This window comes from Shewanella phaeophyticola, from assembly GCF_025398315.1.
GTDB classification, from domain to species: domain Bacteria; phylum Pseudomonadota; class Gammaproteobacteria; order Enterobacterales; family Shewanellaceae; genus Shewanella; species Shewanella phaeophyticola.
In genome coordinates this window covers 1738106-1762478 of the sequence record NZ_JAODOQ010000001.1, presented here as the reverse complement: position 1 = coordinate 1762478, position 24373 = coordinate 1738106, and the positions used below count along the sequence as shown (strand labels likewise).

Annotated in this window: 16 protein-coding genes and 4 pseudogenes; 11 read left to right on the top strand and 9 right to left on the bottom strand. The window is 42.1% G+C overall.

The features are described 5' to 3' along the window. Positions 1–26: 26 nt before the first annotated feature. Complete coding sequence (locus N4T56_RS08285; RefSeq protein ID WP_315903024.1) at positions 27–2405, bottom strand: PAS domain-containing protein; 2379 nt, start codon at positions 2403–2405, stop codon at positions 27–29. Between the two features lie 3 nt (positions 2406–2408). Beyond that, a complete protein-coding gene (locus N4T56_RS08275; protein WP_261732874.1) occupies positions 2409–2816 on the bottom strand; it encodes a response regulator in 408 nt (135 codons plus the stop codon). A gap of 191 nt (positions 2817–3007) precedes the next feature. Here N4T56_RS08275 and N4T56_RS08270 point away from each other — a divergent pair, with 191 nt between their 5' ends. Genes N4T56_RS08270 through N4T56_RS08260 form a run of 3 tightly spaced genes read left to right on the top strand, consistent with a single transcriptional unit; the run spans position 3008 to position 4197 of the window. Continuing rightward, positions 3008–3157, top strand: a complete 150-nt coding sequence (locus tag N4T56_RS08270; protein ID WP_261732873.1) for a hypothetical protein — start codon at positions 3008–3010, stop codon at positions 3155–3157. Between the two features lie 32 nt (positions 3158–3189). Continuing rightward, complete coding sequence (locus N4T56_RS08265) at positions 3190–3669, top strand: hypothetical protein (RefSeq protein WP_261732872.1); 480 nt, start codon at positions 3190–3192, stop codon at positions 3667–3669. Between the two features lie 33 nt (positions 3670–3702). Then, the gene (locus N4T56_RS08260) at positions 3703–4197 is read left to right on the top strand and encodes a hypothetical protein (RefSeq protein ID WP_261732871.1); all 495 of its coding nucleotides are present in this window, start codon (positions 3703–3705) and stop codon (positions 4195–4197) included. A 640-nt stretch (positions 4198–4837) separates the two neighbouring features. Here the strand turns inward: N4T56_RS08260 and N4T56_RS08255 are convergent. The 3 genes from N4T56_RS08255 to N4T56_RS08245 all read right to left on the bottom strand — a co-directional run bounded on the left by N4T56_RS08255 (position 4838) and on the right by N4T56_RS08245 (position 9219). After that, the gene (locus tag N4T56_RS08255; protein WP_261732870.1) at positions 4838–6775 is read right to left on the bottom strand and encodes an Ig-like domain-containing protein; all 1938 of its coding nucleotides are present in this window, start codon (positions 6773–6775) and stop codon (positions 4838–4840) included. 792 nt (positions 6776–7567) lie between these two features. After that, complete coding sequence (locus N4T56_RS08250; protein ID WP_261732869.1) at positions 7568–8422, bottom strand: cytochrome c3 family protein; 855 nt, start codon at positions 8420–8422, stop codon at positions 7568–7570. Next, the gene (locus N4T56_RS08245) at positions 8317–9219 is read right to left on the bottom strand and encodes a multiheme c-type cytochrome (RefSeq protein WP_261732868.1); all 903 of its coding nucleotides are present in this window, start codon (positions 9217–9219) and stop codon (positions 8317–8319) included. Before N4T56_RS08245 ends, N4T56_RS08250 begins: the two co-directional genes overlap by 106 nt. 578 nt (positions 9220–9797) lie before the next feature. Here N4T56_RS08245 and yddG point away from each other — a divergent pair. Beyond that, positions 9798–10688, top strand: coding sequence for an aromatic amino acid DMT transporter YddG (gene yddG / locus N4T56_RS08240; protein WP_261734779.1), 891 nt, complete (start codon positions 9798–9800; stop codon positions 10686–10688). Between the two features lie 77 nt (positions 10689–10765). On the opposite strand, the gene N4T56_RS08235 is transcribed toward yddG, so the two are convergent. The 3 genes and pseudogenes from N4T56_RS08235 to N4T56_RS08225 all read right to left on the bottom strand — a co-directional run bounded on the left by N4T56_RS08235 (position 10766) and on the right by N4T56_RS08225 (position 15310). Next, the gene (locus tag N4T56_RS08235; RefSeq protein WP_261732867.1) at positions 10766–12169 is read right to left on the bottom strand and encodes an efflux transporter outer membrane subunit; all 1404 of its coding nucleotides are present in this window, start codon (positions 12167–12169) and stop codon (positions 10766–10768) included. Positions 12170–12171: 2 nt separating this feature from the next. Continuing rightward, positions 12172–14115 (bottom strand): MacB family efflux pump subunit, encoded by a 1944-nt coding sequence (locus N4T56_RS08230; RefSeq protein WP_261732866.1) that lies wholly within the window; start codon positions 14113–14115, stop codon positions 12172–12174. Between the two features lie 3 nt (positions 14116–14118). After that, positions 14119–15310, bottom strand: a pseudogene (locus tag N4T56_RS08225) (efflux RND transporter periplasmic adaptor subunit). Between the two features lie 350 nt (positions 15311–15660). On the opposite strand from N4T56_RS08225, the gene N4T56_RS08220 reads away from it, so the two are divergent. From N4T56_RS08220 to N4T56_RS08200, 5 genes and pseudogenes are all read left to right on the top strand, one after another. Continuing rightward, positions 15661–16275 (top strand): MFS transporter, encoded by a 615-nt coding sequence (locus N4T56_RS08220; RefSeq protein ID WP_261732865.1) that lies wholly within the window; start codon positions 15661–15663, stop codon positions 16273–16275. After that, on the top strand, positions 16263–16862 hold the full coding sequence (locus tag N4T56_RS08215) for a hypothetical protein (RefSeq protein ID WP_261732864.1): 600 nt from the start codon (positions 16263–16265) through the stop codon (positions 16860–16862). Before N4T56_RS08220 ends, N4T56_RS08215 begins: the two co-directional genes overlap by 13 nt. 79 nt (positions 16863–16941) lie before the next feature. Further along, on the top strand, positions 16942–17751 hold the full coding sequence (locus N4T56_RS08210; RefSeq protein WP_261732863.1) for a RecX family transcriptional regulator: 810 nt from the start codon (positions 16942–16944) through the stop codon (positions 17749–17751). Positions 17752–18028: 277 nt separating this feature from the next. Beyond that, positions 18029–19130, top strand: a pseudogene (locus N4T56_RS08205) (alkene reductase). A 185-nt stretch (positions 19131–19315) separates the two neighbouring features. Continuing rightward, complete coding sequence (locus N4T56_RS08200; RefSeq protein ID WP_261732862.1) at positions 19316–20218, top strand: DMT family transporter; 903 nt, start codon at positions 19316–19318, stop codon at positions 20216–20218. Positions 20219–20277: 59 nt separating this feature from the next. Here the strand turns inward: N4T56_RS08200 and N4T56_RS08195 are convergent, their stop codons facing one another. Then, positions 20278–21129: a mechanosensitive ion channel family protein gene (locus N4T56_RS08195; protein ID WP_261732861.1), complete on the bottom strand. Its 852-nt coding sequence runs from the start codon at positions 21127–21129 to the stop codon at positions 20278–20280. 377 nt (positions 21130–21506) lie between these two features. Between N4T56_RS08195 and hyaA the strand changes: the two are divergent. Together hyaA and hyaB are read left to right on the top strand one after the other, a co-directional pair. Then, positions 21507–22645: pseudogene (gene hyaA, locus N4T56_RS08190) on the top strand (nickel-dependent hydrogenase small subunit). Between the two features lie 2 nt (positions 22646–22647). Next, positions 22648–24353, top strand: a pseudogene (gene hyaB, locus N4T56_RS08185) (nickel-dependent hydrogenase large subunit). The last annotated feature ends 20 nt before the right edge of the window (positions 24354–24373 follow it).

Sequence of the window (24373 nt, the reverse complement as noted above, 5' to 3'; positions counted from 1 at the left end):
ACACTGGGATATTTTGTGTTAAGGGGTTAATTTGTTAGTGCAAATCGCACATAAAAACGAGCCCCCTGCTCCAAGTTTGAGTTAAAGCCAATTTTACCGTGCATGGCTTCGGTAAGTTCTTTACATAATGCTAAGCCTAACCCTGTGCCGCCTTTGACTTTTGAGCTACTGGCGTCTGCTTGTGAGAACTTTTCAAAAATTCTGCTTTTAAAATCGTCAGATATACCGCAGCCTTGGTCTTGCACGGCTATTTCAATTTGATCACCTATCACTGAAGCAGACAAGGTTACTTGGCCATTTTGAGGTGAAAATTTAACGGCATTTGATAAAAAGTTGGTCAAAATTTGCAGTAGTCGATGTTCGTCAACGTATATTCTCATATCGTTGATTTGGGATGCATATTGCAACTCTAGGATAATATTGTGCAGATCGGCATAGGGTTGATGGTCGTTAAGCGCGCGCTGTAACAGCGGAGGCACGTTTAACGGTTTCATTTCGAACAACATTTTACCCGCTGCCAGCTTTTCAATGTCTAACAGATCATTAATTAATCGACTCAGCTGCAAACAATTACTGCTGGCTATATCCATCAGCTTTTGGGCTTTTTCTGGCAGGCTGACAATTTTACCCGATTGTAATAGGGTTAATGCGCCATTAATGGACGTCAATGGTGTACGCAGTTCATGACTCACGGTTGAGATAAAATCATCTTTAATCTTTTGTAATTTCATTCTGTCGGTAATGTCTTGTACCGAGCCTATCATGATTAACTCTGGGTTTTTATCTTCAGAGACAAGTTGCCCTAGCTCATGTACCCAACGTACCTCGCCATTTGGCCGAATAATACGGTGAATGACATTGTGAATGCCTGTGATGCGGGCTTGGTCTTCACTTTGTTCAACTTTTGACACATCGTCAGGATGCACTGCACGCTTAAATAAGCTAACACTGGGGCTGAAGTCTTGCTCATTTAAGCCAAAGATTTGGTAGATCATTGGCGACCACCATAATGTGCCCTGTTTTAGCGATGCTTGCCAATAGCCGATTTGCGCCTGTTCACTAGCTAAATCAAGACTTTGCTGTGCTACATTAAGCTGTTGATTTAGCTCTTCTAGTTTGAGGTAATGCTCTTTTGTTTGGGTAATATCTTGAATATAGCCATGCCACAAGGTGCTACCGTCTGGCATTCTTTCTGGTGTGGCACGGCCTGAAAGCCACTTAAACGAGTCATTATTAGCGATGATACGATATTCAAGTTCCCAGAGGTTGAGGGTTTCAAGAGAGCGCTCAATGCTGTCAACTAACAAACCTAAATCATCTGGATGAATTTTAGCAAAGGCATTGGTAGCATCATGTCGCACCTCTTCGGGAGTGACGCCGTAAATTTCTTCAATCGCGGTACTAGCATAAGGAAAGGCGCTGCGTCCATCTGGCCACGATTGATATTGATAAACCACACCGGGCAATTGCTGGGTTAACTTATACAGTTCATCGCGGCTATGTAGTAATGCAATTTCGCTCAATTGCTGTTGGGTGATGTCGGCATGGGTACCAAACATCATCAAGGGTTGACCGTCAGCAGTGTAAGAGACCACTTTACCTCGGTCATGCACCCACACGTAATGCCCTTGCTTGTGTTTCATGCGGCATTTAATGTCATAAAATGGCGCTTTACCATTGAGGTGGGCTTCTAATTGAGCATCTGAGTCGGCAACATCATCTGGATGCAACAAGTTTAACCAGGTGTCGACTGATACGGGTTCGAGTTCCGCGAGTGTGTAGCCCATAATGTCTGCCCAACGTTCGTTAAGCACAGTGTCACCGGTTTGTACGTTCCATTGCCAGGTACCAATTCGAGTTCCCTCAAGCACCGAGCGGTACATTTGTTCTCTTGCGGCAAGTATCTCGTGGGCATGTTCTTGTAATCTGTCTTGAATTTCTTGTTCAATGGTTTTGCCAAACTCGGTAGCTATTTGGCGCTCTTTGTCGGTAAATTGCCGTGGTTTACTGTCGATAAAGCAAAGCGTACCAATATTTACCCCATTAATTGACAAGGGCACACCGGCATAAAAGCGTATAAAGGGGGCACCCAGTACTAGAGGATTATTTGTAAATCTGTTGTCGACTTGGGCGTCGGGTATTTCAAAAATCCCGTCACCTAAAATGGTATGGCCGCAAAAAGAAATATCTCGGTGAGTTTCGCATGCATCAAGACCTTGCCTTGATTTAAACCATTGTCTATCGCTGTCGATTAATGACACTAGAACAATCTCAGTGTCTAAACAAAGCTGGGCTAAATGGGTTAAACGGTCAAACCGCAGCTCTGGCTCGGTATCTAACAAGCCTGTGTTGAACAATGCGCTCAGTCGTTGTTGCTCTGTTTTTGGTTTAACAGGCTTTTGCATTAGTTACTCCGAAGAATGATTGTCTGCTGCGGCAATATACGTTTGGTAGATGGTCGCTAATTGATTGCCAAGGCTCATCGGGTCGAATGGCTTTTCAATGACAGCGACGGCGCCCGCATCGAGATATTCTTGTTGCTCTGATTGTTGAATACGCGCGGTCATAAATACCACAGGAATATGTTGGCAATGTGGTTTTTTACGCAACTCAATTAAGGTTTGTAAACCGTCCATGCTTGGCATCATGGCGTCGAGTAAAATTAAATCTGGGGTAAATTGGTCTATCTGGGTTAATGCGCTTTTTCCACCATCACAAGAAACCAGTGTATACCCAGATAAATCGACTAGCGCCATGTCTACGATGACACGAATAGATTCATCATCTTCTACATGTAAAATGTTCTCTAATTGCATTTGGTCTCCTATTCGATAGGTTTAGCATCAACTGACTCTAATATTGTATTATAATTGTTAATGAAGCAAACTAAGCCATTGAATAAATACACTGATATTTCCTAAATGCATTTCTCGTATTTCAACATTTACTCATAGTAGGCATTAAAAACAATGATTAACCGCCTGCTTCAACTAAGAGTGTCGATGTAATGAAAGCCAACAAAATGGTCGGTACTTCACAGTCGCTTAGCGATGTACAGCCTACAAATCTAGAGGACTTACTTAAGCCTTTTGCCGGTAATGAAGCTTTTTATCGCCGTTTGATTGCTATTTTTGAAAAAAACTCACCCAACAGCTAAACGACATTAAACAACTGGCTGAACAAGGCGAAGTGAGTGAGCTTTTATTATTAATACATACCCTTAAAGGCACTGCCGGTACCGCAGGACTGACCTCATTACATTTAGCATTGTATGATTGGGAGCGTAAATTAACCCAGCTTAATGGCACAACATATAACACTGCCGAGTACGCCAATTTAGGCCAACATATTACCCAACTCGCTCAAGCTGAATTAGCTCAAATCCATGCACTTTTAGCCACATCAACCCACGTTGATCCTATCGCATCAACGCAGAACGCTTCTGAAGCGCTCTCGCTAACACAGTTAACCACTGAGCTTAATACGCTTAAACAACACTTACTGGAAGGCAATCTTAATGCTGTTCACCATTGCCGGGCTGTGCAAGCAAAACTGGCGAAAAACAGCCCATTTACACCCGATGTCATTGCCTTGTGTCAGTCGATTGATGAATTAGATTTTGAGGGTGCACTTAGCCAATTAGCTGCACTTTTAGTAAAGATGAAATAGCATAAGTGACCTAGTTAAAGTGACCTAGTTAAAGTGAAAACAGAGCAAACCAACATGAAACAAGCCAGCTCATTACCCAACGACATCATTGTTAAAGCAGAACAATTTGTCGTTGTTTATAAAAAGAAGATGATTTGGTATGTCATTCCTGCGTTTAGTTACTTTTTAATGCCTGAAACCCTGGATATATTAGCGGTTATGTTACTTGGTGGGTTTTATGCTTATGTCTTTTTCTTTTCTAGTATATCTCGGCTACTTTGGCGTTTTGATCGGTTATTATGGTGTCAGCTGTTTATCTCTCTAGCCTTAGGGTTGTTCGTTATTATTTTTCTTAGGATGTTTGATCTAACACATTGGTTGATACATTCTGTGGGTTTTGTACCCGATGGTGAGGTTAAGCACATTTTTGCGATTATTGCGTTTACGCCTTTGGTGGCGGCCTATGTCGACTCATTTAAAAAAGTGGAGTTAGCCTTTTATAAATCCAAGGGCTATAGCTATATTGGATTTTTATACCATTTCCATTAATTATGTGACCAATCAGAGTCGCTCAGACTGTTCAGTTTGAGGCGCATTGTTGAAATAATGGTTATTCCCTTCTAAGGCAATGCAACAAAGAAATGGACTGTCTGAGCGTCTCCTGCAAGGCGGGTTTCTGTGCCTTCTATGCTGCTTAATCGTATTTTGACGTACGACTGCATGGATGCAGGAGGTAGAGCAACGCAGGAGCAGTTGCCGACGACTGCATGGATGCAGGAGGTAGAGCAACGCAGGAGCAGTTGCCGACGACTGCATGGACGCAGGAGGTAGAGCAACGCAGGAGCAGTTGCCGACGACTGCATGGACGCAGGAGGTAGACCAACGCAGGAGCAGTTGCCGACGACTGCATGGACGCAGGAGGTAGAGCAACGCAGGAGCAGTTGCCGACGACTGCATGGACGCAGGAGGTAGAGCAACGCAGGAGCAGTTGCCGAGAGCAACTATGCCTACAATCCTATTACTTGCCTAGAAGGTACAGAATTACCGCTGAATGACCAGATAATTAGTGGAATTGGTATTAGGCAATCTTAATAGTATGTAGGTGTTGATTGATTTATATTGCAAATAAAAATGCCACTCAACTTGCTTGAGTGGCATTTTAAGTTAACTCACTTGTGAGTATTTTTACTTAATCATTGATATCACTTAAAATCTTAAAGGCTTCTAAGCGTTTTTCACCTTCGACTAATTTTGCACGCTCTTCATCAGTGAATACACCCGGTGTTGGGAATTCGTCTGTATGACAGCTTGAACAAGCATTGGGCATAATATCAAACTTGACACAGCCTACAACGTTGATTGGATAATTGAAGTTATCGTAGCATAAGTCTTTAATCGCCTGAATACTCTCCCAATCTTTGGTTAATTGCGCATCAGGATCGGCACCCGCTTCAGTATATGGGCGGAGCTCATCAAAACCTTTAAGTGAATCTGTTGGTGTTAATAAATTCCAAGAGTGTGAAGTACCGTCGTAACGATGTCCGCGTCCACCAGCATGTTTCATCCATGGCATATGGCAATCAGCACACTTAACGTCAACCTGGTTATGAGAAGCAAGTTTATGATCATCACTGTCTTTTTCTGCATGACAACTTATGCATAATGCATCTGAATCATCTTCAGCATTGAACTTCAGCTTTTGTGAATGAGGATCATGACAAGTTACACAAGACATTCCATATTCGCCATGCTTAGACTCTTCGAGTTCTAATGCGTGAGTTCTGATATGACGTCTAATAGTGGTGCCTGGCCAGTAACTAATATTGTCTGACGAAGAACCTTGGAACTCGTCAAGATTGTCACCTGGATTTGGGAACATGCCATGCCCTAATGGGTTGTCGGCATTAAATTTATAACCGTAACCTTTTTGGATAGCTGCAGGACTGTTTAATGATATTGGCGCAATATGACATACGTTACACTCATCTCCAGCTTGCTCACCGGTAAGATCTTTAGTGGGTTGAATAATGTCATCTGGGCTCATCGTGCGCGCATGTTCAGCCCCTGAATCATGACATTTTTCACAGGCAATTCCAAATTCTACTGTTTTACTGGTGTTGTCAATTGGTATAACACGATTACCAAATGCCGTATCTTTAATTTCCCAGCTTGTGACTTCATAACCGGTTGTATGACACTCAATACATAAGTTGGTATAACCAAATGCACGTTTACTTAATTCAAGTTTATCACCAGTAAATAAGCTTCCATCTGCGTTATAAAAGAATATGCCACTGGTAAGTGGAGTCCATTGATTTTCGGGTGATGGCTGCTTAGGATTACTGTCTTCCCAGTCCCAGTAAATGAATGGCATGGTGATGTAGTTTTGATTGGCTTCGTCCCAACTTAAAAACATTTGTGTTGTTTTGTAGCCAACCACATCAATTTGAAAGTCGAGATCGTTACTACTGTCTACCGCGTCATGTAACGTTACCCAGTATTTATCGCCGTTCATGTACGACGTATATTGATGGTTTCCACTGTCTGTAAACGTAAGTGGTTCCTCTTCTGTTCCCCATGGGGCTGTTATGATGTTGCCATCACTATAGAGTTTTCTGAGCATTGAGGCGTGGCGTGACTCTTCCCAGTCATCATATTTTTCTTGATGGCATGTGGCACAGGTTTCTGCACCAGCATACTCACCACGACTAATCGCCACATTTTCATCTGCTTTATCTAATATTGTAATCGTAATTGTGGACGATGATTCTAAAGCACCATCGCTAATGCTGTAATTAAATACGTTGTCGCCCACAGCATCGATAGGTGCTGTGTAACTAATAATATTACCGCTAATGATGAGCCCTTCTGCTGAGATGATAGTCAGCGTGTCATTTTCAGGATCAGTATCATTCGCAAGAGCATCTATGGTGATAGTTTCCCCTTGAGTTACGGTAGCAATGTCAGGAAAGGCTTGGGGGCTCTGGTTTGTTGTTGGTGTTGTTGGTGTTGTTGGGGTGGTTGGATCTACAACTGTGGTTTCATCATTATTATCTGAACCACAGGCCGATAATACGAGACATATTGCTGTCGTTAACAACAATGGTTTAATTTTTTTATTCATCATATTTCCTAAAACTCACCATTTAATATAATTCGTAAGGTTAATATGCTAAAAAAAGCGTGCATTAAACCATCGCGACTATATTTAGCGATTATGTAAAGGTTTATTTTAATTTCATTATTTTACAATGTTGCGCACTGCTTTATTTTACATATTTCACCGCCTCTTTCGCATAATTCGTACATAATAGATTCATATATAAACAATTAACTTAGTACTTAATCAAGGATACATTACATTTTGAACGATTGCTCATAATCACTTTAAATAAATACCTATTTAGTGATACTCATCAAAATTAAGAACTAGAATGAGTGTTCAAGCAAGAGATGAAGTACACATTAAGTGTCTGACTTTAAATATTTTAAATCGATATTCTTATTGACTTTGGGATGGGGGGATATCGAGAGCGAAAAACGACCACTTAACGTGCGAAAAACCTAAATAAGCCACACCTTATTTAGGCTTGACTAAACACCTTGTTGAAAAACCTTAATATCGACCGCTAATCAAGTGATTATAATTGTTTTTATCATAATATAAGAGAATTCTAAATCATTACAATAATGCTTGATTTATAAAATAAAATAGAAGTGGAAATTATTATACTATTAATGTCATATAAAAACTTATTATTACGGTTTGGTTGTTATATTCAATACAAGATATCGTCATATAATAATCTAATATTAACAGGTAAACTATTGTTAATTGTTATTAAATCTAATAAAGGTCACTCAATTTACTTGAGTGTCCTTTATTATCTCTTTAGACTTTTAAAGATGTTTAATCATACTATTTGGTTAATTTTATAAATGTTTCTAGGCGTTTTTCACCTTCTTCCAATTTTGCACGCTCGGCATCAGTGAATACACCCGGTGTTGGGAATTCGTCTGTATGACAGCTTGAACAAGCATTGGGCAAAATATCAAACTTGACACAGCCTACAACGTTTATTGGATAATTGAAGTTATCGTAGCATAAGTCTTTAATGGCCTGAATACTTTGCCAATCTTTGGTTAATTGTGCATCAGGATCTGCGCCCTTTTCGGTATAGGGTCGTAACAAGTCAAACCCTTTTAACGAATCTGTTGGGGTTAATAAATCCCAAGAGTGTGAACGACCATCGTAACGGTGCCCACGTCCACCAGCATGTTTCATCCATGGCATGTGACAATCAGTACATTTTATGTCGACGGCATTATGTGCCTTAAGTTTATGTGCATCGCTGTCTTTTTCAGCATGGCAACTGCTGCATAATTTATCGCTGTCTTCATCGCCGCCAAACTTAAGCTTTTGTGAGTGAGGATCATGACATGTCACACAGGTAAAGCCTGCCTTACCGTGTTTTGATTCTGCTAATTCTAGGGCGTGAGTTCGAATTTGGCGTCTAATTTTTGTGCCTGGCCAGTAACTGACATTGTAAGGTGCAGAGCCTTGAAACTCGGTTAAGTCATCACCTACATTGGGAAACATACCGTGTCCTAATGGGTCATTATGATTAAATTTATAACCATAGCCTGTTTGAATCGCTGCTGGGCTGTTTAATGATATTGGCGCGATATGACACACATTGCATTGGTCGCCAGCTTTTTCGCCCGTGAGTTCGTTAATTGGCTGAATAATGTCATCTGCATCTTGCGTGCGCACATGCTTTGCTCCTGGCCATGGCATTTTTCACAAGCGATGCCAAGTTCAACGGTTTTACTAGTATTGTCGACAGGGATAACACGGTTACCTAATGCCGTATCTTGCACTTCCCAGCTGCTAACTTCAAAGCCTGTGCTATGGCACTCCATGCAAAAATTGGTAAAGCCAAAGGCGCGTTTGCTTAGCTCTAGTTTGTCGCCAGTAAATAAGCTTCCATCTGCGTTATAAAAGAATATACCGCTTGTTAATGGCGTCCATTGGTTATCTGGAGACGGTTGTTTTGGGTTACTGTCTTCCCAGTCCCAATAAATGAATGGCATGGTGATGTAGTTTTGATTGGCTTCGTCCCAACTTAAAAACATTTGTGTTGTTTTGTAGCCAACCACATCAATTTGAAAGTCGAGATCGTTTTTACTGTTTACGGCATCATGTAGCGTTACCCAGTATTTGTCGCCTTTCATGTATGAAGTGTATTGGTGATTACCACTGTCTTTAAACGTCAGTGGGGTTTCTGCGGTGCCCCATGGTGCGGTAATGGTATTACCATCGGTGTAGAGCTTTCTCAGCATAGAGCCATGTCGCGAGCCAGCCCAGTCATTGTATTTTTGTTTATGACAAGCGCCACAAGCTTTGGCTCCAGCATATTCGCCGCGACTGATGACTTCCATTATTGGTGGATGTGCGGCTGTTGCCGAGTCGACATTAGGCGTTTCATCATTACTTTGGGCGCTGAATGAAGATAATATTAGGCATATTGTACTTACTGACAATATTGGATTAATTATGTTTCTCATCATTTTATCCTAAAATTATTATTAAATAACATTCAGCCAACACTTATTTATTTTACAAAACTCAATATTGTAGATAAATGTCTATTGTCAACTAATAGCTAAATGAATATTGATAATCGCCTATGCGTACTCATTTCAATTTATACTTAATGTTTAATTAAATATAAATCACCGAACACATAAGACACTAGAAATTGATTTTATCGTAGTCTTTGAACGTTCGCTCACATAAAGCTCATTTTTATACCTAATTAGTGATAATAATCTGTGTTTTTTCTAAAATGAGCACTGAGGCAAGCGCAGTGAATATGTGGCCTTTTACAGGTCTCATATTGGAAAAGGTTCCATAATTCAACAAGCTCTGCGTTACTAACCCATTTAGCGAAAGGCTATTGCAAACTCGTTTTAACCGCGTCGAATAGTGTTAATGGATATCTCTCTCAATACATAAGCACAATCTGAAAATTTTTCATAATGCCCGAATTATTCAAAAATATTGCGCTATTAAGACAGGTTGCACCTATCTGTTTTTACAGTAATATTGTCATGTTTTTCTGGGTAATTTAATCATGTTGGGTACGATGTCTGTTGCTGGTGAAAATAAATACACTTTATATGGTGTTATTGCGATTTTATTGTGGAGTAGTGTCACTGCGTTTATACGAGACTTATCTGAACTGTTTAGCCCTATTGCAGGCGCTGCCATGTTGTATAGCGTGAGCGCACTGTTTTTAATGTCAGTGATGGGTGTGCCTAAAATACGTACAGCCCCTAAAAAGTATCTATTGATTGGCGGCAGTTTATTTGTCATTTATGAGATATGTTTAGCGCTGTCTTTAGGTATGGCTAACAGCCGACATCAAGCAATAGAAATGGCGATCATTAATTACTTATGGCCAGCACTAACCATATTATTGAGCGTTATGCTGAACCGTAAAAAAATCCATTGGTTGATATACCCAAGTGTATGTATCGCATTTAGTGGTGTTGCTTGGTGTATTGCCGGTGACAAAGGCATTTCAGTTGATATCTTATTAGCCAATATTACCGACAACCCCCTGACCTACTTTATGGCGTTTTCTGCTGCGTTTATTTGGGCTATTTATTGTGTTGTGACCCAAAAAATAAGTCAGGGTAACAATGCTATTGTGCTGTTTTTTGCAGCAACAGCGATAACCTTGTGGATTCAATATTTTTTGAGTAATGAGGCCAGTATTAGATTCTCGATATCGAATTTGGCAATACTGATCTTGGCGGGTGTTGTGATTGGTTCTGGTTATGCACTGTGGAATCAAGCTGTGATTGGCGGCAATATCATCTTATTAGGCACACTGTCGTATTTTACCCCGGTATTTTCAACGATGTTTGCGTCTGTTTACTTATCGATCTCGCTCACCGGTTCATTTTGGCAAGGCGTAGCATTAGTCACTGTCGGTTCATTGATGTGCTTTTGGGTGACACATCATCAATAATCGCTGGCGAATACCCATAAAAGTTAAAAAGCACGCGAGAGCGTGCTTTGAGGATTAAGGTTAAGGGGCAATCTCATTTACTCAGTTTGTTGAACCGGTACCGCAGGCGCAATATCGCTGCCGCCAAGGGCTTGATATAATGTTGCTTGAGCGCTAAACAAATTATAACGGTTGGCTAATAACGAGACTTCGGCGCTGCGCTGGGTTTCTTGGGCATCTAACCAGTCTTGAATACTGACAGCACCATTGCGATATTGGCTGGCGTAAATATGTTCCGCAGCCGTAGCAGCTTGGTATTGCTCAGTTAATTTTTGCGCCTGATATTGGTAATGTTGCCGTGCAGAAATGGCGTTATCGACTTCTTGAAATGCGTTATACAAGGTTTGTCTGTAGCTCACAACGGCAGACTCAACCTCAACGGTGGCAAGCGCTTTATACAGTTGCATTTCGTTCCATTGCACAAAGGGCAATACTAAATTGGCTCCCAGCGTACCAATGGGGTTTTGCAGTAATTCTTTTAGCTCTGTTGATGATGTACCCAAAGCACCCGATAGCGACAACGTGGGTAAGTAACCGGCAAAGGTGGCATCTTTTGCTGAATAAGCTGATTTAAGATCATACAGTGCCGATTTCACATCTGGCCTGCGGATTAACACATCGGCAGGAATACCTGCTGCAATGCTAGGCAGTTCAGTGTCTGGTAACTGCTTAATGTTAATGGCCATTTGAGTTGGCGGCTGATTAAACAAAATGGCTAAGGCATTTTGCGCTTCTACGAGTTGTTGCTCAAGTTCGCTATGGCTTGCCTGTTGGCCTGCTAAGCTGCGTTTTGCTTCAAATACATTGAGCTGCGACACGGCACCAGAACGATATTGACGCTCTGCGAGATCATAAGTTTGCTGCGCATAATCAATACTATTTTGGCTAAGAGTAAGGCTTTGTTTAAGGTAACCAATTTGCCAATACAATGTTGCAGTTGTAGACACTAAACTTTGAGCGGTGCTTTCTCTGTCTTGTTCGCTGGCTAAGCTGGCCCATTTAGCCGCGTCCATATCTGCAGAAACACGACCCCATAAATCCACTTCGTAACTCAATGATAAATTAGTGCCATAGTCACTTGTGCTGGAGCCGCCATCAAGGTTTTTTGTTTTGCTGCCATCCATGTTGGCACTGATTTGTGGGTAGCGTTGTGTGTCGGTTAACCCCGCTTGCAACCTTGCGCTACGTAAGGTTAACGTAGCGAGCGCTAAATCGTTATTGGTTAATAACACTTGCTCGATAAGCTGGTTAAGCTCTGGGTTATTAAAGCGATGCCACCAGGGGTCAAGTTTAACTTGCTGATTAACGCTCACACTTTGCCAGCTTGCAGGTATGCTCACCTCGGGCGGCGTAAAATCAGTGTGAGTAACGCTGCAGGCGGTAGTGAGCGACATGCACAGTGCAATACTTGACAGTTTGAGTGTAACACTTGGTTTTATCATTATTATTCTCTCGCTAATGCATCAACGGGATCGAGCTGAGCAGCATTACGGGCAGGCAAAAAGCCAAACAAAATTCCAATTAACGTTGAGCAGGCAAATGCAGCAACAATGGATGCCGTAGAGTAAATCATTTGGAAACTCCCACCGCTAAAGGCAAATATTTGGCCAATGAAGAACGCAAGGCCAATACCAATGGCACCGCCACATAAACACACTAATACCGCCTCAATGAGAAACTGGCGTAATATATCGCCTTGCCTTGCGCCTACCGCCATACGCACACCTATTTCTCGGGTACGCTCGGTGACAGACACCAACATAATATTCATCACCCCGATGCCACCCACAATAAGTGAAATCACGGCAATGGCGGAGATAAGCAATGTCATTGTTTGGGTTGTTTTTTCGATACTTTGCCTGATCGTGTCGGTATTAATAGTGAAGAAGTCTTCTGTACCATGGCGCATTTTGAGTAGTGCAATAATGCCTTGCTCTGCTGCGCTGCTTGATGCTGTTTGATCAATTCTCACCGTAATGCTGTCAAGATAGCGCTGACCGACCATGCGGGCAGACACTGTGGTGTAAGGCACCCAAACATTGAGTGAATCACTGTTGCCAAATGCACTTTCTTTAGCTTGGGTGACGCCAATAATACGCACAGGTAAATCGTCTAGAAAAATCACTTCGCCAACCGCTGGACGCTCAGGAAACAATGATTTACGTGTGTTATCGTCAATGACTGCTTGCTGCGCCATATCAGTCTCACTGGCATCATCCCAATATTGTCCAGCGGCTAGCGTGTAACCTCGCACCCTAAAGTAATCGATTCCCACTCCGCTAAAACTGGCTGAAACCGCCTGATTACCATAACGAATAGTGCCTGCGCTACTAATTGAAGGTGTGACACTGTCGACATAGGGCAACACTTTAAGCGATTCGCTATCTTGCGCTGTTAAGGTGCGGATCCTGGCAGAGCGTCTGTCGCCAAACCCGGTACCGGATCGTATATCAATGGTGTTGGTTCCCATAGAACTGATGTTTTCTAATACAGATTGGCGCGAACCTTCACCGAGCGCCACCACTGACACCACTGATGCGATACCAATGATAATGCCAAGCATGGTTAAAAAGGTGCGCAACCGATGCGATAACATGGCAAGCAAGGCCATTTTAAATGCTTCGATGTAACGGTCCCAATTTAACCACGAGGTATTTGTGCTGGGTACATCAGGTAATGTCTTTTGTGCTGTTGGCTGTGCATTCTCAACATCACGAATAATCACCCCGTCTTTAAGCTCAATGATGCGATCTGCAAAATGAGCGACGTCCATATCGTGGGTGACCAAAATAATGGTGTGACCATCCTGATGAAGCTCTTGTAGCAAGCTCATCATCTCTTTACCGCTGTGACTATCTAGTGCACCGGTTGGCTCATCGGCTAAGATCACATCGCCGCCATTCATGAGCGCACGTGCCACACTGACTCGTTGTTGTTGCCCACCACTAAGTTGGCCGGGTTTATGGTCAAGCCGATCTGAAAGCCCTAAACGAGACAATAAACTTTGAGCACGTTCAGTACGTTGTTTTTTATCTTTACCGGCATAAATTGCGGGGATCTCCACATTACCTACGGCATCAAGATCACCTAATAAGTGATAACGTTGAAAAATAAAACCAAAATGTTCACGACGTAATTGCGCTAATTGGTCTGCATCCATGGTGGAGGTGTCTTGACCATTAATGAAATATTGCCCTTTAGACGGTTTATCTAAACAGCCTAAAATATTCATTAAGGTCGATTTGCCCGAGCCTGAGGCGCCAACAATCGCCACCATTTCGCCACGTTTGATGTTGAGATTAATGTCGTTAAGTACGGTGAGTTGTTGCTCGCCAGCATTAAAGGAGCGATAAACACCTGATACATTGAGTAAAGAAGGTTCATTCATGACCTAGAACCCCATCGGTGGGCGTCGATTGCCTCGTTTGTTACTAAAAGTATCGGATGAGGCTGCCCCGAGTACAATTTGATCGCCTTCTTCAAGTCCTTCGGTAATCTCGGCATTGACTTTATTGTTAATACCAACAGTGACATTGCGATTTTCAATTTCACCATTAACCAATACCGGTACGCTAAAGCTCGGCCTTGGCTCAGGATTACGTTGCAGTATTTGTGATGGCACAACAATGACATCTTTGGCTTGATTAAGAATAATCGACACTTCTGCTGTCATGCCAATACGTAACACACCGTCAGGGTTATCAACATCAAACAGGCCATTGTAATAAATGGCGTCGGTGTCACTTGAGGTCATATCACTGTCGTCACCGTCCATAATGGTCGGCCTCTGGTTCAATCGCACGTAATGTGGCGTGAAAACGCTTTTGAGGTTGACCTAAAATCGTAAAGTATACCGATTGCCCTGGTTTAACCTTGATTACATCAGCTTCAGATATTTGTGCCTTGACGGTCATTTTACTTAAATCAGCTAGCTCAACAATGGTTGGAGTAGATTGTGAAGAGTTAACGGTTTGACCTACTGTCACCGCGGTATACACCACCATTCCATCCATTGGGGCTTTAATAGTGGTATAGCCAAGGGTAAGTTGTGCGCTTTCTACACTGAGCTTAACTTGCTCTTGTTGTGCTTTTAATTGGTCGAGTTCGGCTTGATATACGAGTAATGATGCTTGCGCTGATTCATAGTCTGCTTTTGAACTGGCGTTGTCGGCTAACATGGCTTTTTGACGATCAAACTCTTGTTGTGCCTGATTTATTTGTGCTTGTTTGGCTCGGTATTCTGCTTCGTTACTTGTCAGTGAGGCAATGGCTTCTTTCAAGGTATTTTGCTGAGTTAAGCTGTCAATTTGAGCAATTAACTCACCCTGTTTAATTTGTTGCCCGAGCGAAACCGGTAAATTGATAATTTGTCCTGAAGCCTGCGCGCCCACGCTGACTAACTTAGATGCTTGTAGCATGCCATTAGCCAACACACTGTTTTCAATATCACCACGGCGAACAGGTTCAGTGGCATAACTTGGTGCGGGACTGCCGCTGTTTAAGACATAAAAAGCACCACCCGCAATTATCAACACGATGGTAATGATGACGATAATCAGTTTTTTTCTACTGGTTTTTTTCATGTTTTAGTCACATCCACAGGTACAACATGGGTTAATTACAATGATTGATTTTGAGAGTAAATTTATAACAACCAAAATGTTCAAAGTTTAACGTGAAGTTTTTTGTCGCTAGGTATTTAGCGCATTATTTTAATGAGATAATTTTACATGGCGTGTTGTAAAACTATGTCATCACAACGTAATTGAATGTAAATAGATATGTAACAATATGTTTTGAAATATAAAAACTCATGGTTGTTTCCAAAAAAATGCTTCAGCTTAACCCTGCCTTAACCCACCATAAGGTACAATATATTGTCAATTTAAATGGTTATCGTTTTGAATAAATTTCAATCAGTTGGAGTATAAGATTGAACGTTAAACAACCCTTGTTAGGCTCATCTGGCACATTGTTCTTTTTGGTGATTGTCAGCGCATTTCCACCGTTAACAACCGACCTGTATTTACCGGCCTTGCCTACGATGGTCGAGATGCTTAATACCACGCAAACCATGGTAAACCTGACTCTCAGTGTTTACTTTGTCACGTATGCACTGGGGTTATTATTTTGGGGACTACTAAGTGAAAAGTTTGGCCGTAAACCCATTATGTTGCTGGGGTTAAGCATTTATGTGGTCGCCAGTTTGTTGTGTGCACTGGCAAACAATATTGAGATGCTGATTGGTGCTAGGCTTATGCAAGCGTTTGGTGGTAGTGCCGTCACTGTGGTGGCCACCGCTATCGTAAAAGACTTATATACTGGCCGCGAGCGCGAAAAAATTATGGCGACGATAATGTCGTTAGTGATCATTGCACCTATGGTCGCCCCAGTGCTGGGCGCATTTTTATTAAAAATAGGCTCGTGGCATATGATGTTTTTTGCGTTGGCTATTTTTGGTGCTTTTTCGACAGTCGTTGCCTGTGGGTTTAGTGAAACCATACCGCAACGTTATACGGGATCAATATTACGATCATGGGCCGATTAGCGGTGGTATCAAATAACCCTCGATTTATTTCGCTGCTGTTGATTTTTACTCTGCCCCCGATGACCTTAATGTCATTTTTGGCTGCTGGTTCATACATTTATATCGACGGTTTCGGTTTATCTGAACAAACCTTTAGTTATGCGTTCGCGTTTAATGCTTTTTTTGCCTCATTTGATCCAAGCATTTATATCAAATTATCTAACCGAGTGAAGGTCAGTAACATTATTAGTGTGTGTTATTTTATTTTAATGCTGATTGGCATACTCACATACAACATAGGTCACTTATCGCCATGGTTGTTTGCTTGCCTAGCTGCGCCTGCAACCTTAATGGTCATTGTAACCCGTGTACCGGGCATTAACTTAATGCTAGAACAACAAACCAGTGACACAGGTTCTGCCGTCGCGGTGATCCAGTTTTGCTCTATGATGGCAGGCGCAATTGGGATGACATTGGTGACATTACACCCAGATAATTTAATCCACAGTTTAGGGATTATTCAATTTAGCATTGGCGCGTTAGCCAGCATCATGTGGTTTAAGGCGAAAAACAGGGCTTATGTTGTTGATCACCTTACAACACCATAAGCAAGAGTGAGAAGTGCAGTATCCCATAGCTACATTCTGCTAGAATGTGGCTAAATTCACTATCAATCGACAAACGATTATGCAGCGTCCTCCACTTCGACAAGCGAAAACCATTGATAATGTGTTCAATAGTGCTTATTGGCATTTAAGCCAGCAGGATTTCACTATTAAGGAAATCCGCAGCAAACTTGAACGCAAAACCGATAACCCACAATGGATTGATATCGTATTGGCGAGGTTGCTTGAAGTCGGCTATGTAAAACAAGATGTTGAATTTGCGGTGCGCTATTGTGAGCTGGCGTTTAGCAATGAAGTTGGCGCGGGTGCAATAAAACGTAAATTACAACAACGCGGTATAGCCATTAGCGATATTGAACACGCGATTGAGCAAGTGGTTGAGGCACAACAGATTGATAGCTATGCCATGGCCGCTGTGAGGTTGCGTAATAAGTACGATAATTTTAGTGCCACCAGCAAAGAAAAAGTCTATGCGCAAATGACTACTAAAGGTTTTTCGCGAGCCGAAATTGACCACGCGTTAGCCCAACATCCGCAGCGCGATACCTTGCGTTCAAAATTAGCCATTAAAGCAGACAAAGCCGACTTATCCCGAGAGATAATCAAGCTGTTCAATAAAGGCAAAGGTAAAACCCTGATTTTACAAGAACTCAAACAACGGCTAATCGATGTGACTGACTTCGAAGACACGGTGTATCAACTCAGTTTGTCTGATGACGTCGATTTTTATCAAAGCTGCAAAAATGAGCTGGCCAAAAAGCGTTATAACTTAGCTGATTATAAAGAAAAGTCGAAAGCTTATGCTTATTTGTCACGCAAAGGCTTTAGCAGTGATGAGATTAAAGAAGCGATGGTGATTGATGATGAATAGCGATTATCAATACCTAAGCCTGACCTCCCTCTTACGATAATTGATTGAGAGTGATAACAAAAAATTATTAAATTGATAATTTATCATAATTTAAATCTTTCATTCAGTGGGTGTAACATATCACTATTGTGATTCATCTTTCATCAGTCAGGCTGGTTTGTATTTTGCTGATGCGCTAAAAAATTACATTTAGCCTTATTCCCTTTTTATGTCATTTCAGATATTGACCAAATCTAACTAATTCAAGTTCAATCTACTACTTTGCAAGGAATACCCAATGTCAGATGCATTATTTCAACCCATTGAACTGGGTCATTTAAGCTTGAAAAACCGTATTGTGATGCCGCCAATGACCCGTTCGCGTGCCACACAACCGGGCAACGAAGCCAACGACATAATGGCCACGTATTATGCCCAACGTGCTTCTGCAGGTCTTATTGTTGCAGAAGGCACACAAATTTCAGCCATGAGGTCAAGGTTATGCTTGGACACCAGGAATTTACAGTGCAGCGCAAATTACTGGCTGGAAAAAAGTCACTGATGCTGTGCATGCTAACAACGGCACCATTTTTGCCCAGCTTTGGCATGTTGGCCGTGTGACACACCCCGATAACATTAATGGCGAACAGCCCATTTCATCCTCTGCCCTTAAAGCTGAAAATGTAAAAGTGTTTGTTGATGATGGCTCAAATGCACCCGATTTTGTTGATGTAGTGATGCCTCGCGCAATGACAAAAGCTGATATTGACCATGTCGTCGATCAATACCGCCAAGCTGCGTTGAATGCCATAGAAGCAGGTTTTGATGGCATTGAATTACATGCTGCAAACGGCTATTTAATTAATCAGTTTATTGACTCAAATGCCAATAACCGTACTGATGAATATGGTGGCAATATTGAAAATCGCCTGCGTTTTCTTGCCCAGGTGGTGACGGCGGTATCTGAAGCCATTGGCGCTGAACGAGTTGGCGTGCGCCTAGCCCCGTTTACCTCACTCAATGGTACTGTTGATACTAACCCTGTTGAAACCTATGTCGCGGCGGCTACATTATTGAATAAACTCAATGTGGTTTATATTCACTTTGCTGAAGTCGATTGGGATGATGCGCCAGAAACCCCAAAAGGCTTTAAAGAATCTGTAAGAGCGGCATATAAAGGCATATTAATTTATGCGGGTCGATATACCGCACAAACGGCTGCGCAAACCATTGAAGCGGGACTCGCTGATATGATTGGTTTTGGTCGTCCATTTGTTTCAAATCCAGATTTACCTACACGCATTAAACACGGATACCCTTTAACGGCGCATACACCTGAGACATTATTTGGCGGCGCAGAAAAAGGCCTAACTGATTACCCAGAATACAGTGCAAGCTAGTTAAGCATGTTCAATTGATTGATTGAATCAATAGCTATAAAAATCAACATGGTTAACGGCTTTTTCACAATGTAAATTAAGTCAATAAGCGACTCTGATGAGTCGCTTTTTTATTTTAGCGACCTCTTATTTTTGTTAGTATTTGACACTCCTCATCACCCTGTCATCAATTTGGAAGTCCTACTTTGATTAACACACAATCATACCGTGGTGAATTATTGATTTTACTGTCCACTATGTTGGCCGGTATAGGCTGGATAGCCTCAAAGTTAGTGATTTTAGAAGTACCTGGCGAAACCTTTGTTACCGCCCGATTTTTACTGGCCAGCATTATTTTAATACCTTTTTGTTTTAAGCAAGTTTTTGCCTTAAGGTTTAAACAGGTATTGTCACTTTGTACTGTGGGTTTGGTATTGGCAGCCTCTATTGAGGTGTGGGTTTATGCGATTTCTATCTCGAATACCTTGTCAGTAGGTGCATTTATTATGAGTCTAGCGATGATCATTGCGCCGTTTATTTCATGGCTACTGTATAAAATCAGTCCACCACGAATTTTTTGGCTTACGCTACCGGTCACATGTATTGGGATTATGTTGCTGACCTTAACCGATGGTTGGATTATTGAAACAAGCCAATGGTTTTTCTTATTGTCGTCGGTGCTGTTATCGTTGCATTTTGTGCTCAACAAACAGGTATTAAACAGCGTTAAGCCACTGACTTCCATTTGTGTGCAATTGTTTATGATAGGCAGTGTCGGCCTGATTGTGATGCTGATTATGAGCCCTGAAAGTGTGCATTTAAATAGCCACATTTTGTTTTGGTTTGCGGTATCGACATTTGTTGCGACGTGTATTCGCTACCTATCTCAAACCCTAGGTCAGTTCAGCGTTAAGATTGAAAAAGCTTCATTAATCATGCTTCTTGAACCCATTTGGATCTTGATCTTATCTGTTAGTTTGCTAGGGGAAGTAGTTGAAGCTCAAAAGTTAATTGGAGGCGGGATAATCATTTTGTCATTGTTTATCTATATCAAACTTCAGCATAAGCCCCCCGTAGCACAAACTGTTGTGGCCACTCAAAAACCTTAGAGATAAAAATATCGGCGAAGTGTCACTCTTCGCCAATGCCCGTAAAGCCATTTATTGCCTTACTGCTGGGTCTGTTGTCCAAAATGCTGGTGGTAGGCTTGCATAAAATCTTGACGGATTAAGTCATCTAATTCTATTGCGCGCTCGGTTGGACAAAATATCATAATATGGACATTTTGCTCACCCGTTGCACCACTGGTCACGTGGATATGCGGTTCACTTCCTGGTAAATCAACACCTGCATGCTTTTCAATCACGCCGTTATAGCGTTTAGCCACTTCAATAAAGTCTTCACAATGATGGTCGATTTGTTTAATTAACGCCGGAAATAACGGGTATAAATTGTCAAATTTGGCGACGGTGATCGTAATATGGTGATAAACATAGCGCTTTAAAAAGTTATGATTTTTAACCGCATAAGTAAAAAACATGCTGTTAGGTAATGTCGCGGTTTTACCGGTGAAATGATATTGTCCATTTTGTAGGTCAATTTCTTGAATGACGGTCGCCATTAGATTGTGCTCAATCACCTGACCATAAATATTGCCCACCTCAATCCAATCTCCAATCACAAACGAACGTGAACTCGCGCGCTGAATCGAACCAGTAAAACACAGAATGATTTCTTTAGAAGCAATCACTAGCGCAATGGCAATGGCTGTAACTGATAAGGCAAATTTGCTTACCTCGGTTTGCCACAACAAAAACAGTATTAATATGGTGAGTACAAAAACGCCATTTTTAGTGCGTGACATCCATTTACGCTGCACATCAGACAAAAATGCAACGTCACCCCGGATTGCCGTAATAATGACGTGTTTAATCAATGAAATGATCACGACGATTAGCGCCGTTAAAAACAATTTATGCTCAAAAAGAAAATCGATGACTAATGCTATGTTATCTGCCAAACCCACGCCCTATTTGTTAAAAATTTATTAAAAAATGCTATGCCTTTATAGCCGACACTCTATTGTCTATACCGTGAGAAAACAAGGTAAACGCTCAGTAAATATTGATTAGATAATGACATTAGATTCAATAATAGACAGATAACACCTTCGAGATCACACTTTGGGAGCATTATGCGATTGCGACAATTTGTCCATGTGCAAATTTGTTAACTTGATCAACATCATAAATTAGACACAAATATAAAGGATATGTTAAGAGAATTTTAAGCAAGTTGATTTACATCAAGGATGATTTTTGGCTGAGTTTTAATATTGATACTGATGGAATGCAATTATTTATTAGCCCCGCGCTATATTAAGTAGAAGGTATCAACATGGACACACATGCAGCCCTTTATAAGCAAGGCCAAGAGCGGATTGATTATTTACGTCAATTTGCTCAACGTCAGCCTTTAACCTTACAACAAAAAATGGCCGACCTAGGCATATCTCGCCGAGACTTCATTAAATGGAATCGCTTCGGTCACCGCAATGTTAGCTCTTCCTTTACCCTTTAGTAATCTGGTGGCTCAAGCTGCTGAATTAGCCGATCGTGTGCCGTTAATTTGGTTACACATGGCTGAGTGTACCGGATGCTCTGAGTCGCTTATTCGTACCGACTCGCCAAATCTAGACACCTTAATTTTTGATCATATCTCACTTGAGTATCATGAGACCTTAATGGCCGCGTCGGGCTGGCAAGCTGAAGAAAACCTTGAGCATGCCTTAGAAACCTACAAAGGCCGTTATTTACTCGCCGTTGAAGGCGCGGTGCCTACCGCCAATAACGGCGCGTATTTAACCGTAGGTTGTAAGGGACACACTGGGTTGCACATTGTCAAAGAAGCCGCTGAAAATGCTGCCGCCATTATTTCAGTCGGCACCTGCGCCGCGTTTGGTGGGGTACAAGCTGCTGCACCAAACCCAACTGGAGCAAAAGGTGTGCATGAGGTGGTCAATAAAACCGTGATTAACCTTGGTGGCTGTCCACCAAGCGAGAAGAACATTGTTGGCACATTAATGTACTTCATTATGTTTGGAAAATTACCTGCGTTAGACATGTTTAATCGCCCTAAATGGTACCTACGGTGCACGGGTACATGATAACTGCGAACGTCGAGGCCGTTTTGATGCTGGTGAGTTTGTTGAAGAATTTGGCGATGTAGGTGCCAAAGAAGGCTACTGCTTATACAAAGTGGGCTGCAAGGGATCTTATACCTATAACAACTGCCCTACCGAACGTTTTAATCATCACACCAGTTGGCCAGTGTTAGCCGGTCATGGCTGTATGGGCTGCTCTGAACCGAATTTCTGGGATGACATGGCGGATTTTGAGAAACCACTAGGACGTCAACTTTTACACGGCATTGATGCCACCGCAGACACCATTGGAGCGGTTATTTTAGGTGCGACCGTTGTTGGTATTGGCGCCCATGCAGTAGCTAGCGTATTTGCTAAGCCTTTGGAGGAATAATCATGAGTAAACGTGTCGTAATCGACCCAATCACCCGTATCGAAGGCCATTTACGCGTAGAAGTTGAAGTCGATGACAACAATGTCATCACTAAAGCCTGGTCATCATCGACCTTGTGGCGCGGTATTGAAGTAATATTAAAAGGTCGCACACCTATGGATGTGGGCTTAATTGTGCAGCGTATTTGTGGCGTGTGTACTTATTCGCATTATCGTTGTGGTACTGAGGCCGTTGAAAATGCCCTTGGGGTAAAAATTCCACTCAATGCAAAGTACTTGCGTAGTTTAATGCAGTCATCACTGTATATGCATGATCATATCGTGCATTTTTACCATTTACATGGCCTAGATTGGGTTGATGTGGTGTCAGCATTAAGCGCCGACCCTGCATTAGCGGCTAAAGTGGCTATGAATTATTCAGACGCCCCCATTGCTGCAGGTGAAGGTGAATTAAAAGCAGTACAAGCTAGAGTGAAAGGCTTAGTCGAAACCGGCAAGCTTGGTGCATTTGCTAATGCATATTGGGGGAATAGCACTTATCGCTTTACGCCAGAACAAAACCTTATTGCGTTATCACATTACTTAAAAGCACTAGAAGTACAACGGGTAGCGGCTGAAATGCTTGCCATTTTTGGCGGTAAATCCCCTCACCCACAATCGATTGTGGTCGGTGGTGTCACCTCTGTACGCGACATGTTAAGCCCAGCACGCTTGCAAGAGTGGAAGCAAAAACACGCTATTGTACAAGACTTTATTGAACGTGCGTATCAAGCTGACATAGTGATGGCCGCAGAAGCATTTGGCACTGAAGCCAGTGTGCTCGGTGGTGTGAACGTAAGCAGTTTCTTGTGTGGTGATGACTTTATTATGGCCGATGGTCAAAACTTGTTTAAACAAGGGGTGATCATTAAAGGCGATTTAGCCAATGTGATGGACATTAATCCTGATTTAATCCGCGAAGATGTTACACACGCCTGGTACAAAGCCGATGGTGCACAACATCCATACGAAGGCACAACCATTCCTGATTACACAGGGTTTGTGGAACGCGATACTGTGTATGGCAAATTACCGACTTTAGACGGTGACGGTAAATATTCATGGGTTAAGTCACCCCGCTATCAAGACGAGCCGGTTGAAGTGGGTCACTCTTGCCTGCTTATTGGTGAACTACGCCCGTGGTAATCAAACCGTCGTCAATGCCGTTGATGGTCTGTTGGCTCGCACTGGTTTACCTATCGATGCGCTATTTACCACCTTAGGTAGAACCGCTGCACGTATGCTGCAAACGTTACTCGTCGGCCAGGCCAGTTTAGTCACTTTTGACGCATTACTGACCAACATTCAGTCTGATGAATCGACCTATGTTAAACCTGAAATTGACCCTAATCAGGTCTATGAAGGCTATTCGATGATTGAAGCACCACGCGGCATGCTTAGCCATTGGATCCGCATTAAAGACGGTAAGGTTGAAAACTATCAAGCTGTGGTGCCCACAACCTGGAATGCAGGCTACTGTTGATGCACGAGGAAAAATGGGCGCTTATGAAGCATCGCTCATTGGCTTACAACTTGAAGATCCAACTAAGCCGCTAGAGGTGATTCGTATTATCCATTCGTTCGATCCTTGTATGGCGTGTTCTGTCCATGTGATGGATTACAACAAACAAACGCTTGGCCAATTCAAAATTGATCCTAACGGATTTTAATTAGGCCAATGGATTAGGAG

Coding starts and splice junctions, on each gene's coding strand:
- yddG (WP_261734779.1), top strand. CDS start 9,798: ATGTCTGTTGCTGGTGAAAATAAATACACTTTATATGGTGTTATTGCG.
- N4T56_RS08285 (WP_315903024.1), bottom strand. CDS start 2,405: ATGCAAAAGCCTGTTAAACCAAAAACAGAGCAACAACGACTGAGCGCA.
- N4T56_RS08235 (WP_261732867.1), bottom strand. CDS start 12,169: ATGATAAAACCAAGTGTTACACTCAAACTGTCAAGTATTGCACTGTGC.
- N4T56_RS08230 (WP_261732866.1), bottom strand. CDS start 14,115: ATGAATGAACCTTCTTTACTCAATGTATCAGGTGTTTATCGCTCCTTT.
- N4T56_RS08215 (WP_261732864.1), top strand. CDS start 16,263: ATGGGCCGATTAGCGGTGGTATCAAATAACCCTCGATTTATTTCGCTG.
- N4T56_RS08255 (WP_261732870.1), bottom strand. CDS start 6,775: ATGATGAATAAAAAAATTAAACCATTGTTGTTAACGACAGCAATATGT.
- N4T56_RS08210 (WP_261732863.1), top strand. CDS start 16,942: ATGCAGCGTCCTCCACTTCGACAAGCGAAAACCATTGATAATGTGTTC.
- N4T56_RS08275 (WP_261732874.1), bottom strand. CDS start 2,816: ATGCAATTAGAGAACATTTTACATGTAGAAGATGATGAATCTATTCGT.
- N4T56_RS08270 (WP_261732873.1), top strand. CDS start 3,008: ATGAAAGCCAACAAAATGGTCGGTACTTCACAGTCGCTTAGCGATGTA.
- N4T56_RS08245 (WP_261732868.1), bottom strand. CDS start 9,219: ATGATGAGAAACATAATTAATCCAATATTGTCAGTAAGTACAATATGC.